General features: G+C 42.7%; 16 protein-coding genes and 1 pseudogene. 4 read left to right on the forward strand and 13 right to left on the reverse strand.

The genetic code is table 11. The features are described from left to right. The first annotated feature begins 15 nt into the window (after positions 1-15). A complete protein-coding gene (locus ACTRXG_RS15355; RefSeq protein ID WP_474285792.1) occupies positions 16-927 on the forward strand; it encodes a hypothetical protein in 912 nt (303 codons plus the stop codon). A 373-nt stretch (positions 928-1300) separates the two neighbouring features. Here the strand turns inward: ACTRXG_RS15355 and ACTRXG_RS15360 are convergent, their stop codons facing one another. After that, entirely contained in the window at positions 1301-1717 is a 417-nt protein-coding gene (locus ACTRXG_RS15360) for a hypothetical protein (RefSeq protein WP_474285795.1), read from the reverse strand. Positions 1718-1909: 192 nt separating this feature from the next. After that, positions 1910-2083, reverse strand: a complete 174-nt coding sequence (locus ACTRXG_RS15365) for a hypothetical protein (protein ID WP_474260790.1) — start codon at positions 2081-2083, stop codon at positions 1910-1912. 292 nt (positions 2084-2375) lie between these two features. Here ACTRXG_RS15365 and ACTRXG_RS15370 point away from each other — a divergent pair, with 292 nt between their 5' ends. After that, positions 2376-2930, forward strand: coding sequence for a hypothetical protein (locus ACTRXG_RS15370; RefSeq protein ID WP_474285796.1), 555 nt, complete (start codon positions 2376-2378; stop codon positions 2928-2930). Between the two features lie 82 nt (positions 2931-3012). Here the strand turns inward: ACTRXG_RS15370 and ACTRXG_RS15375 are convergent, their stop codons facing one another. From ACTRXG_RS15375 to ACTRXG_RS15400, 6 genes are all read right to left on the reverse strand, one after another. After that, positions 3013-3393, reverse strand: a complete 381-nt coding sequence (locus ACTRXG_RS15375; RefSeq protein ID WP_474285797.1) for a hypothetical protein — start codon at positions 3391-3393, stop codon at positions 3013-3015. Between the two features lie 94 nt (positions 3394-3487). Further along, positions 3488-3637: a hypothetical protein gene (locus ACTRXG_RS15380; protein WP_474285798.1), complete on the reverse strand. Its 150-nt coding sequence runs from the start codon at positions 3635-3637 to the stop codon at positions 3488-3490. Next, positions 3638-4510 (reverse strand): DnaA ATPase domain-containing protein, encoded by an 873-nt coding sequence (locus ACTRXG_RS15385; protein WP_474285800.1) that lies wholly within the window; start codon positions 4508-4510, stop codon positions 3638-3640. Beyond that, on the reverse strand, positions 4398-5243 hold the full coding sequence (locus ACTRXG_RS15390) for a DnaD domain-containing protein (RefSeq protein WP_474285801.1): 846 nt from the start codon (positions 5241-5243) through the stop codon (positions 4398-4400). The genes ACTRXG_RS15385 and ACTRXG_RS15390 overlap by 113 nt, the downstream gene beginning before the upstream one ends. Positions 5244-5419: 176 nt before the next feature. After that, complete coding sequence (locus ACTRXG_RS15395) at positions 5420-5659, reverse strand: hypothetical protein (RefSeq protein ID WP_322524975.1); 240 nt, start codon at positions 5657-5659, stop codon at positions 5420-5422. Positions 5660-5714: 55 nt separating this feature from the next. Beyond that, a complete protein-coding gene (locus ACTRXG_RS15400; protein WP_474285803.1) occupies positions 5715-5852 on the reverse strand; it encodes a hypothetical protein in 138 nt (45 codons plus the stop codon). Positions 5853-6112: 260 nt separating this feature from the next. On the opposite strand from ACTRXG_RS15400, the gene ACTRXG_RS15405 reads away from it, so the two are divergent. Together ACTRXG_RS15405 and ACTRXG_RS15410 are read left to right on the forward strand one after the other, a co-directional pair. Further along, positions 6113-6820 carry a hypothetical protein gene (locus ACTRXG_RS15405; RefSeq protein ID WP_474285804.1) on the forward strand — a complete coding sequence of 236 codons (708 nt, stop codon included), beginning with the start codon at positions 6113-6115 and terminating at the stop codon, positions 6818-6820. Between the two features lie 112 nt (positions 6821-6932). Beyond that, positions 6933-7058 carry a hypothetical protein gene (locus ACTRXG_RS15410; protein ID WP_474285805.1) on the forward strand — a complete coding sequence of 42 codons (126 nt, stop codon included), beginning with the start codon at positions 6933-6935 and terminating at the stop codon, positions 7056-7058. A 941-nt stretch (positions 7059-7999) separates the two neighbouring features. Here ACTRXG_RS15410 and ACTRXG_RS15415 read toward each other — a convergent pair. From ACTRXG_RS15415 to ACTRXG_RS15435, 5 genes and pseudogenes are all read right to left on the reverse strand, one after another. Then, on the reverse strand, positions 8000-8569 hold the full coding sequence (locus ACTRXG_RS15415; RefSeq protein WP_474285807.1) for a hypothetical protein: 570 nt from the start codon (positions 8567-8569) through the stop codon (positions 8000-8002). 1 nt (position 8570) lies between these two features. Then, positions 8571-9125: a hypothetical protein gene (locus tag ACTRXG_RS15420; RefSeq protein ID WP_474285808.1), complete on the reverse strand. Its 555-nt coding sequence runs from the start codon at positions 9123-9125 to the stop codon at positions 8571-8573. Between the two features lie 12 nt (positions 9126-9137). Further along, positions 9138-9548, reverse strand: coding sequence for a DUF6941 family protein (locus ACTRXG_RS15425; protein ID WP_474285809.1), 411 nt, complete (start codon positions 9546-9548; stop codon positions 9138-9140). A gap of 184 nt (positions 9549-9732) precedes the next feature. Continuing rightward, positions 9733-10600: pseudogene (locus ACTRXG_RS15430) on the reverse strand (IS3 family transposase). Positions 10601-10706: 106 nt separating this feature from the next. After that, positions 10707-10967 (reverse strand): hypothetical protein, encoded by a 261-nt coding sequence (locus tag ACTRXG_RS15435; RefSeq protein ID WP_474285810.1) that lies wholly within the window; start codon positions 10965-10967, stop codon positions 10707-10709. Positions 10968-11123: the final 156 nt, after the last annotated feature.

Consider the following 11123-nt stretch of genomic DNA (forward strand, 5'->3'; position numbering starts at 1 on the left):
TCCAGGGGGAGTTTCATGCAGAAAAAAAGAAAATGGCGGCGGCTGCCCGGGCTCCGGACAGGCACGAGGTGGAAGCTTGTGACAGCCTCACTGGTTTACGCGCTTCTTCTTGCCGGTGTCATCGCCGCTGTCTTAGGGGGAGAACCGGCAAGCAACACGGAAGAGAACCTCCGTGAAGAAGAGCCAGAAGCGACTGATGAGGAGACAGCGTTAAAAAGCTGCAGCGATTTCGAAGACGACCAGCACCTGTATGACTACTGGACGGAGCACGAGTTCAGCTCTGAAAATGATCCCGGCAGTCTTGATGCCAATAACGACGGCGTACCCTGCGCAGTGCTGTCCGAAGACATGAATGAGGAATTCACGGCTTATGAAAAAGAACAGACCGGCGGGGCTCCTGAAGCAGAGTTACCTTCGTATACAGTGCACGAAGGGGAAAACGCGGCGTACGATCATGGGGTTTATCTGAATTATTATGTAATCCCGGACGCAGATCCTGTGTCGATTGATGAAACGGACATTGATACCATCAGTGACGAAGTGATCATGGAGGTGAAAGACCAGGAAGAATTTCACCTGCTGACGATCAACTTTGTGGATGCCAAAAAAGCGATGGATTACGGCAGCTACATTTACGGAAAAACGGATTATTTCCCTAACGGGGAAATCGCGGCGGCAGAAAATTATGAACCTGGCGACTACAGCGACCACGAGATCAACACGTTTTATGGCTCCATGAATAATAAAGGCTTGCCGAAGCAGCGGGAGGAATATCCGACCGACAAACAGCTGGACATGTACTTTTATTGGGCGGGGCCCGCGTACGATGAAAGCACGGGTACCAGCCCGGTAGAAGCTACCGCCGACAAATTTGACGTTTCCGAAAAAGAGGTGGAGCGGGCCGTTCAAAAAGCGAGCAACCGTTAACAGCAGGAAGTCCGCTCTTTTAATATTTTTGACATTATTTCTATCCAAGGACTCATTAATGAATACAGTTCATCCGATAAAGTACTTGTGGGATGAATGTTTCATCCCGCTCCTGAGACCAGCCCCGTGTTCCCCGCGGGGCTTTTTTATTAACAGAAAAGTCTCAATCTGTAAAAAAGGACTATTGCCTCGTGATTTTAAAATGTAAGCGCTTTAAAATTAAAATTGTACCACTTCTCTAACATCTCCCTGGATGAAAGATACGACTGGAATTTGCAAAGGTATATTCCCTCAGTTTGCCCTGTGTACGCACAGGGTCTTTTTCGTTTTTATGCAGGGCAGTACCCTGAGCAGAAAATCGGCTTCCAGTGACTTACTCCAGTAAATAGCTTTGAAAGGTATAGGCAATGATTTTTTCCAGATCATTCTGCTCCAGCTCTTTGCCGTCAGCTGCATCAATTCTCCACGTGCCTTCGTTTCCATTCGATAAATACAGCGTGTCAAACGGCTTTTCCCCGCCTGCAATTTCCTTGTTATTCCTGTTTGTCTGGATAACAGCTTTTGCATTAAATTTATCGCCCTGTGCCCTATCAAATTCCACGCGAAGATTGGTCAACTCCTGGGCGGCATTGGTTTTGTCCCCGCTGCCGTATTCATAAACTACAGACGCTCCGTCCTCTGCCTTTATTTTATTCACAGGCACGTCGTGATCGTGTTCCAGCGTATCACTTGAGCGGTCCAGCCCCATTTCGAGTTCCTCTATCTTTGCAGTTATTTCTTCCTCTTTCATATAAACCCCTCCCACTACTAGTAGTGGTCACTATAGCCTTTAACCGGCCGGAAGAAACCTTTTGTTTTTTAAATTTGCTAATACGTACTCATTGTCACCGGCCGGGGTCAGATTAAGGAATGTGCATCTTTTCTTTGGATACATAAAAAAGCGCTCCTGGCAGAGCGCCAAAGCGTTGAAAATATTAGCAGCTTATACCTTGATAAATCCTGGTAAAAGAACCTCTTCGTCGATAACTGGTATCACAGCCAATGACGTTTCTTCTTTGGTGAGCAGGACTGAATTGCCATTATAACTCGTGACCTTATACTCCTTTCCACTATTCCTATCGCGGTACGTGTCCCCTACCTGTATCGTCTTTGTCATTTCAATCCCCCTAAAATAGTAGTGTCACTCCATATCTTTCGCCAATTCCGGAGGATTTCCTTCTATTTCCTTACATTAATTCATAAAAAAGGAGGAGCGCAGGAGTGCTGGAGGATTTTGTAGTGGCAGCGCACGTTCTATTCCCGAATATATGAATGCAAAAGCCCTAATAGATTTCTTAAGGTTTTTTGCCCTGCAAACAAAGGGAGCTGCGCAAAAGCATGAAAATCCAAATAGTAGTATTATAAATTAAACGAATGCTTTTATATTTCTTACAGGCTGGAGGGAGTCGATGAAAAAGACAGCTATGTTACTCGTCTTTGGAGCTTCTCTCGGTATTTTTTCAGCGGGCTGTAGTTTGGGAGAGAATGCTTCCCCGGATGAGGAGGAAAACAGCGAACAGGAAGCCTCTGAAGAACAAAAAAATAACAATACGGAGGAGAGCACCTCCCCGGAGGAATCAGTGGCCCAGCCGTCTGAAGAAATCGATGTTGAGGAAAATTTAAAGAACGCGGCTGAACCGTATCATGAGGATATGCAGGAAGGCGCCCCTATCGTTGTGGAGGGCGAGATCACTCATGAATATTCGCCCCACGAAAACTTCAACCCCTACGACGAGCGTGTTTACAGAATGCACGCACCTTCAGAGGATAAACATACTTATTTAGTCACTGCCCCGGATGGTAGTTATTTGAAGGTTGGTTTAACGATAGCTTTGTACGGCGGCTTCGATGGATTTGCCCCAAATACGGAAGCTCCATTGGTTTTAGGAGATATTGCAGAGGATAGCGATATTGAGATTGAAAACGAACCGGATCAGGATGTTGAGCTCGAAGCGTCAGATTAAACAAATGTGGATGGCCAGAGGTGCTCCGGGGTTAATGCCAGGAGGCACCAGTTAATTTGAGCAAATACATGCTGCAATTTCCCTATCTTAAAAATTTCTTCACCCGCCATCGATAAATAAGTTTGATTATTATAGCCGTGATTAGAGGTATCGAAAAGAACGTTAGCGCTCTCCAATCGATAGAATTGGATATAAAACGCAGGCTGAACATGATTAAAAATATTAACAGAAAGATATATACCGTGTTTGTGATAATTCTGTTAATGCGTATCAGCCTTTGTGTCTTCTCCTCCGGCTCTTGCCGAAAGTGCGGAGCTATAAATAACCCGATCGTAATGCCTCCGATCGTCTGGCCGGTTACTAGCGTTTTATCCAGCTCTCCATTAAATATGTAGCTCATAATAATACTAATAACAAGAAACGTACCGCCGTAAAGTGCCGTGAGTTTGATTCTTCTTTTCATTAAACCACCCCTCTATGTATTCATCTATCCCCTAATTTTTGGAGGGGCTAACTCAATTTTAATTTTAATAACTATCATTTTTCGAAATATAATTTCACCCTTTCATTACCAATCTTTGCTTCTCAAAATACCGTTCCGCCTCTTTAAAGCGCTCCATGTTCTTCCGCACCCTTTCCTGCCTCAGAAGCTCCTCCGCTTCGTTCAGCTTTCTTCCCTGCATGACTATCCCACACACTGGCACCATTTAATACACCCCCCTCAGTCGGTAGTTTAAATCATTCTTCGCTCCGGTGATTGTAACCAGGAAGGATTTGCACATCTGCACGATCCGGGACGCAAGCGCATCATCCACATCCACGAGCTCTTCCATGATCAGCTCCGTGGAAACGAGAATCGGCAGGTGATTCAGATACCGGTGATTAATCACGGCGTACATCTGCTCAATCTGCCAGGCGGTCGCCCGCGGCACCCGTTCATACCCATCCTTTGTCCACTGCTTCACTGGCTTGAACAAATCATCGATAAACAGCACATCCGCCTTTTTCATGCGCTCCATTTTCCGCTCCAAAAGATTAAAGTCATCCCGCAGATCGTTAAACCCTTCAACGTACGGAAAATACTGGACGGCTACACCCTGCTGCTGTTTGCCTTCGTCCTCGATCCTTTTGCGCTGCATCAGATTGTTGCTGAGCGCCGTGAGAATATGTGTTTTGCCGCATCCCGGGGCCCCCATGATCAACATGCTGTTTTCCCGCTGCTTTCGGAGCTCCTGGTAGCTGCTGTAGTAGGCGAGCGCGGCTTCCTTCATACTCGCTACCTGCGGATCTACGTTGTCGGTCTGAAACTGCCCAAAGGTGACGTTCCGGAAGCTTTCTGTAATTTCACTGAATTGGAGTAAGCGCTGCGTACGACGCTCGCGAATACATGGGCAGATGACCCATTTCTCGACTCCCTCCACCTTTTCCAGCCAGCCGGTCTGGTCCTTGCATACCGGACACTGGTAGTCAGGTTCCCGGTCGGTACCATCCGTGGCCGAGAGTGGACTGCTTTTCATTTCCGCTGATTTCTTTTCGAGACTGGCGAGTACCTCCTGCATGCCTTTGGCTGTTCCTTCCATGTCGGCGCGCCTCCTTCTGCTGTTTTTTCGTTTCTTCGTATTTCTCTACATCATCAAGCGTGCGACAGCTAAACCGCTGCCAATCATTCAGGATCTGCTCAGCGTATTTCAGGCTGCGGCCGCCCTGCAGAATAGTAATCTCTAATGCCCGAAGCACAATCTCCGGGGAAAGAGCCTCGCACCAATCAACCAGCCGCTCCCGGTGATAGACTGTCATCGTCCCGCCAAAGTTCTCTTCGTAAAACGGAACAACGCTGCCGATGGCGCGGGGACTACTGTTTAACTCATCTGTTGAATTCAACTGCAAATCATCTGTTATGGAATCCGACACTTTGTCCGAATCCGGGTTAGTGACAGGCTGTTCAGATGGATTTGCACATTTTGCCATAATGGAAGCAAGCATTTTGTCGTAATCCAGCGCATAGTGCAGCGTCGGCGCCCCGTTCGCCTTTTTCAGCCTGGTGGCGACCAGCTCTTTATTGATCAGCTTATCGATCGACCCCTTGATTTTGCGCCGGGTTAATCCCGTCTCTGCCTCCCATTCCCCGTAGCTTTTATAAAAGAAGCCGTCGGTGCGCTTTGTTTTGTCGGCGTAAAACACGAGCTGATTTAAAACGAGCGCCGTGTTCAGATCACCGTCCAAAAATTCGATAAAGATACGTGGCACCGTGATTATATGATCCTGTCCGCTCATTTTCTTCATGATGGCCCGCAGTTCCTGATGCTTGCTCACACTTTTCACCTCTTTATAAATTTCAGGGAAACATCGCGTTTATTTTTCGTCTTCCCCACGTTGTATATTGTCTGGACTATTCATTTCGGGGGATAAAAAAATATATAAGATGAATGTTTTCTATGCCGGCTTCACGTGGCCGTCCTGATTCAAATATTTAAGCATAAAAAAAACCGCTACTCGGTATCGTAGCGGGCAGCCCCTTCCTTCTTCCACATCGCATCGATGATGGGTAATTCACTCAGGCGGGTAATAATATATTCTTTTTGACGGTACGTTTGAATGCTGTGAAATAATTCCTCTTCAGTTTCAAACGAATAAATCTCTTCCCCGTAATACGCATTAATAATTTCCTTGTACGCTCCAATGAGAATTTCATTGGTTTTTCCACGCTTCGTGTAAGCAAAGTTACTCATTTTATCACCTTCTGCCTACACAATATCATAGTATTCTACCTTTTTATCATTACATTTATTTTACAATATTCGGCTGCTCCAGCTGCTGCTGCAGCTCCTCCACACGCTCGGTGTATTCGTCGTGCGGCATCTCACCTTTATCATACTCTTCCTCTAGCGCCAGTTTCTCCGTAATCAAATGGGCTTTATTCATTTTTTATCATCCCTTATTTTTTATTTATCCTTCTCTACCTCTTTGTATAGGGATAGCAAACGTCTAAACGCGTTTTCAGGATGAAAGTCACGCAAAAGGCAAGCGTTAGAAGTTACCTTTTATAGTTTTGCCCACCATTATGACCAAATAATTTTAATTTAAAATCAGGGACTTATGATGCAGGAAATACTTTAAGGGTACGTATGTTTGCTGTTAAAATGAAATAGATTCAATAAATTACATATACAGGGGGAAATTCCATGAAGAAGTATTTATTAATGGCGGGACTTGCCACTACAACGATTGCACTAAGCGCCTGTGGTGGTGATGAAAATTCTGGTTCAGACAGCGGAAACGAGAATTCTTCGAATGAAGAGAGTGGAAGCGAGGAAGAGAATAACCAGGAAGAATCATCGGGGGATGAATCTTCTGATAGCGATGACAGCGAAGGCGAAACCATGAGTGAGGAGGAGAACGAGAATCAAGAAGCACAGCCAGGCGATACCGTAGAAAGTGAAGCTGGGTCGTTCAATATGGTTAAACGCACTGACGATATTGGCACGATAGAGACAGGCCCCCTCGAAGCTACCTTTGAATCCGCAAAAGTGATTGATGGTGAGTTAACAGAAGAATACCAGGATATCTTAGAGACAGACAGCGAAGATCTTACTTACATCCAGTTAGATATGTCTGTCGAAAATACTCAGGAAGAACCTGTTAATTTTTATCCGTCCCAGGCTACTGTTACGACAAATAGCGGTGAACAGCTGGACCCGGATGCCTTTTTTGGCGAACACATTAGTGGAGAATTCCTGGATGCAGTGACACAAGAAGGATATAATGTGTATGTGCTTGAAAACTCAGAAGCGGAGGAAATTGAAGAGATTACGGTTCGCATAGGCGCACCAACCGACGAAGATTTTAATGAAGTTGGGGAATCTATCGAAGAAACCATCACATTTGAATAATATATCCATTCCCCTGCTTTACGGCAGGGGTTTTATTCTAAGCCTATAAATATTTTGCACCTGAGTATGTTTCAAAGTATTATGAGTTCAAAAAGAGCCGGGGTGAATAGCTGTGAATAACTACGAGGCAGTAGATACAGAGCTAAAGAAACATGGAAAATTCGCTTTTAATACCTTAGAAAAAGAAGCAAAACTTCTATTAAAAGAGTATAAAAAACAATACAATTTTAAAAAATAAAAACCTAAATTTGCCCTATCTTGTACCGATCCCAACCATCCGCAAACAATTCGCCTGCTCCCCAGATCTCACTCAAGTACATCCAGCCGGAGCGAATTGCTGTGAATTTCGTATAATACCCTCCTGGTCCTTTGTGCATGTTCTGAAACATGATGCTTCCCACTGCTCCCCCACTGCTGTCTCGTTTTGCTAAATACCCGTGTGTGTCTAGTTTATAATGCGTGCCCCCCAGCCTCCCCTCCCTTTAACCAAGTAAGTGTATATTCGTTAAAACTGCTTTATTTTTATACATAATCCCTCATATATCCCGCGCAAGACTTGTTTCGACGTCATATTCTATTGAGACTGTGTCAATGCTTTTAACGCTATGTTCTTCATTAAATTTTTGGAGCAGTTTTGGGGCAATCAGAGCAAATGCCATGCTTTATCAAACACAAAAACCCTCCAGCCATTGCGGCTGAAGGGTTTTCTCAATCTTAGTACGTGGAGAGGTACTGTTCGCGTTCCCACGGGTGAACTTGGGTGCGGAATAGAACTAAACGTTGTTTTGCGTAGTATTGTTTACCAAAATGACTGTTTTATCAACCTAACTATGTATAGCAATTCATGAGTGTTTGTATGTTGGGGGCAAATGTGGGGGCAATTTTCAATTTCAAAAATCGTTTGAGAATCGTGTATGTACACCAAAAAACAGCCCTTGGGGAGGGCTGCTTTCTGTAGACTTCTTACAGTGGGGAAAACAATAAGACAATGGTAGTCCCTCGAGGTAAGGAACTTCTTTAGTATATACAGAAGCTTAAAGATTGGAAAATGCCGTATTTGCTCGCCAGGAGTGAAATAGGAGGCTCCTGTGCGTTTAGTGTAAGCTAGTGACGTTTCTTAGTGATTGGTATATAACTTTAGGCATATAAATAAAACTTTAAGATAAAATCGTTCATCTATCAGTAGTCTCTTAATATACGATGCCTATCTTTTAAATCATCTTGATTAACTATAGAGTCCTCGGGCAATCCAATTCTTGAGAAAAAATGGCCGAAACGTTGGGATAAATTTTCTAAAAAAGGACTTTGTAGCCTTAAAGTATTCCCTTGCTCTCTTTTGAATTTATTTAATAATTCGTAGGGCACTGTATATAAAGAAGTGAAGTCCACAATCATATAATCCATTTCTATCTCACCTTCAACTTCAAACTTGTGAAGAAGATGATATGCTATTTTTTTATTTTTATTAACAGCGCTCACAAAATTCCAATTTTCTTCAGCAATAGAATCAATACGAGAAACAACTACATTTTCAACATTAGGATCTCTATCTTCTTTGTTTTCTAAATCACAAGCTTGCGTCATAACAATAACGTCCGCTTTAGCAACTTTAAAATCTACTTGATCTAGCTGATCAATATTCGTAAAATCATCTGCACTCTCTGGGAAAAATAAAGGAAAATTGAACAGAATATCTCCTTGGCTAACATTGACTTCTTCGTTAGTTTTGATATACCAAGTATTATACATGTTAATTTCTCTGCTTCTTAGGTAATTTCCCAATATAATTTAAATTCCCTTTAATACTTTTCTCTTCCCGATACGGCAGATGCTCCTGAACTTCCCATGATTCATCTTCAGTAAATTCCATTCTTTCTTTTTTGCCTAATTTCCCAATATAATTTAAATTCCCTTTAATACTTTTCTCTTCTCGATATGGTAGATGCTCCCGAACTCCCCATGATTCATCTTCAATAAAATCTACTCTTTCTTTTTTGCCTGATTCTTCAATATATTCAGCTGTTAAAACAAGGTTCTCAGCTGTTTGATTTGGAAGATTAATAGACAACATAGTCTTGTTTAATTCATAAACATCATTTACTGCTTTAATCATGTTAGTACTTGTCAAAGCAACCGTTCTGCTAATATTTTCAGTTATTCCCTGAATTGAAGCTACAAGAACCTCACCATTAAATGTGAAACCACTATCTTCTTCATTAAGATTTATTTTCAACTCGTTCTTAGTAATTTCCGTAGATCGATTTTGATAAATTTTTTCTTCTGGTTCTGCCCATCCCGTAACCATACATTCTCCCCCTTATTTTTTACCTTTTGTAACTTTAATTGGGAAAAATTGAGTTGATTCTTCATTAATTATAACCTCTGTTCCGTAATTTCCTTCGTTATCCAATACTACATTTTTAAAGTTTAAGTCTAACCAAAAACCTTGCATTTCATCTGATAAATTTGGATCTCTTTCAAAATTTTTTTCGTTAATTTCAATTTTATCTGAGTTTAATAGTACTGTTCCAGTTTCTTTATTAATGAATCTAATTTTGAATTGAAAACCCTGTTTTTCAATTCCTAAAAAACTTAAAACAATGGAAAATGAAAACATACCGGGCACATAAACAGGGGTAAGAATATTCATCGGATTATGAATAGTCATTTTTCCCTTATTATTTTTTTGAACTTCCTCACAATATATAAAAGATGTAACCTCAGGCACTATTTCCCCTCCCAACTAATTATAACTTTATTTTATCACACTCTATAAACAAGCACCTAAAATTTATTGCTCATATGTACTCACCCGGGCTTCGATAAGAATTGAACTGACCCAGCGAAATGAGACAAGAAAAAAACACCTATGTGGCTGAACTGACCCAGCGAAATGAGACAAGAAAAAACACCTATGCGGCCACCGTCCGGAATTCCACCGGGCTGTGGTCGTTTAATTTGGTAAATGGTCGTATGTAATTATAATAATACATGTACGAATCGACTTTTTCGACTATAATAGAAGACGTAAGGGGCATCCGTTCGCGGATGCTGAATTCTTCCGACTTTAGCGAGGAATGGAAGGATTCGATCATGGTATTATCAAAGCAGTTTCCTTTCCGGGACATACTTGTGATAATGCCTTTTTCTTTGGCTGCTCGCTGAAACGCATGTGAGGTATACTGGGAGCCCTGATCACTTTGCATAAGAAGACCGTAGGTCTCCCGGCCCCGACAGGCCACTTCCAGTGTATCCAGCACCAGGCTCGTTTCCTGAGTATCCCGTAGTTGATACGCCACCAATTCATTATTGTATACATCCATGATCGCAGATAAATACCACATCTTCTCTCCATATGGCAGATACGTAATGTCGGTAACCCATTTTTGGTCGGGACGATCGGCCGTAAATTCCTGCTAAAGCAGATTCGGCACCGTCTGATGGCTTTCCCCCGTGGGCTGGCCCCGTTTCTTGGGCTTGACCTGGCATTGGAGCTGATACTTCTGCATCAAGCGCTGGGCGGTTTTCCGATTGATTCTGATCCCGTGGTCTTTTCGCAAAAGAGCCGCCACCTTACGGTGGCCCAGCCAATAGCGATACCGGCGGCTGGGACAGGCGGTGGAAGGAACCCTGTTTATACCACTGGACCCATGTTTTAATCTGCGATTTATTCTTAATCCCAAATTGCTTCATGAGTTCCTGATTGGAAGTCTTTCCCTCTAATTTCAAACGAATGACTTCGCGCTTCACATGCTCCGGGTAAAATCGATTGGTTCCCATCAAAAAAACACCTCCAGATCATCGTTTAATACTACATACGACATTGGGGGTGTTTTTTCCTGTCTCATATTATGGAGTCGCTCTAAGGACGTTCAAACCTTATAGTTTATTCAACAGTTGAATTAATGTATCTTCTATATCTCTCAAGCGCTAAATTAAGGATTACATTTTCTTCTTCTTTTTCTAGGTTTAGAGATTGGTTTGTTTGAATATCTCCTGCTTTAATTTCAGGACGCTTTTTTCCGTCTGTGCGAATAATTACGTCTCCGTGCACATCCTGCTTTGTTGTTTCATTTGTACTGGCTTTAAAGTACAAAGTATAAGTCCCTGGAAACATCTCTTCTGGTTCCTTCATTTCAATATTCATATTATCCCTCCTTCAGACAGCATAACATCTGCAATATTAGGGAGGAATTATAAAGGAAAAGATTATTGAAGCTAAAAAATGTTTTATGCAACTAAAAAGTACATAATCATGCAGGCTTTTGTACACAACCCTGCCAGCGAAGCTTGTCGGTTCCTT

The sequence above is a fragment of the Marinococcus sp. LNSP9103-4 genome (assembly GCF_056034345.1).

What these genes read in the sequence shown, in the direction of transcription:
- ACTRXG_RS15355 (WP_474285792.1), top strand. Translation starts at nt 16, where the DNA reads ATGCAGAAAAAAAGAAAATGGCGGCGGCTGCCCGGGCTCCGGACAGGC.
- ACTRXG_RS15360 (WP_474285795.1), bottom strand. Translation starts at nt 1,717, where the DNA reads ATGAAAGAGGAAGAAATAACTGCAAAGATAGAGGAACTCGAAATGGGG.
- ACTRXG_RS15365 (WP_474260790.1), bottom strand. Translation starts at nt 2,083, where the DNA reads ATGACAAAGACGATACAGGTAGGGGACACGTACCGCGATAGGAATAGT.
- ACTRXG_RS15370 (WP_474285796.1), top strand. Translation starts at nt 2,376, where the DNA reads ATGAAAAAGACAGCTATGTTACTCGTCTTTGGAGCTTCTCTCGGTATT.
- ACTRXG_RS15375 (WP_474285797.1), bottom strand. Translation starts at nt 3,393, where the DNA reads ATGAAAAGAAGAATCAAACTCACGGCACTTTACGGCGGTACGTTTCTT.
- ACTRXG_RS15380 (WP_474285798.1), bottom strand. Translation starts at nt 3,637, where the DNA reads ATGGTGCCAGTGTGTGGGATAGTCATGCAGGGAAGAAAGCTGAACGAA.
- ACTRXG_RS15385 (WP_474285800.1), bottom strand. Translation starts at nt 4,510, where the DNA reads ATGGAAGGAACAGCCAAAGGCATGCAGGAGGTACTCGCCAGTCTCGAA.
- ACTRXG_RS15395 (WP_322524975.1), bottom strand. Translation starts at nt 5,659, where the DNA reads ATGAGTAACTTTGCTTACACGAAGCGTGGAAAAACCAATGAAATTCTC.
- ACTRXG_RS15400 (WP_474285803.1), bottom strand. Translation starts at nt 5,852, where the DNA reads ATGAATAAAGCCCATTTGATTACGGAGAAACTGGCGCTAGAGGAAGAG.
- ACTRXG_RS15405 (WP_474285804.1), top strand. Translation starts at nt 6,113, where the DNA reads ATGAAGAAGTATTTATTAATGGCGGGACTTGCCACTACAACGATTGCA.
- ACTRXG_RS15415 (WP_474285807.1), bottom strand. Translation starts at nt 8,569, where the DNA reads ATGTATAATACTTGGTATATCAAAACTAACGAAGAAGTCAATGTTAGC.
- ACTRXG_RS15420 (WP_474285808.1), bottom strand. Translation starts at nt 9,125, where the DNA reads ATGGTTACGGGATGGGCAGAACCAGAAGAAAAAATTTATCAAAATCGA.
- ACTRXG_RS15435 (WP_474285810.1), bottom strand. Translation starts at nt 10,967, where the DNA reads ATGAATATTGAAATGAAGGAACCAGAAGAGATGTTTCCAGGGACTTAT.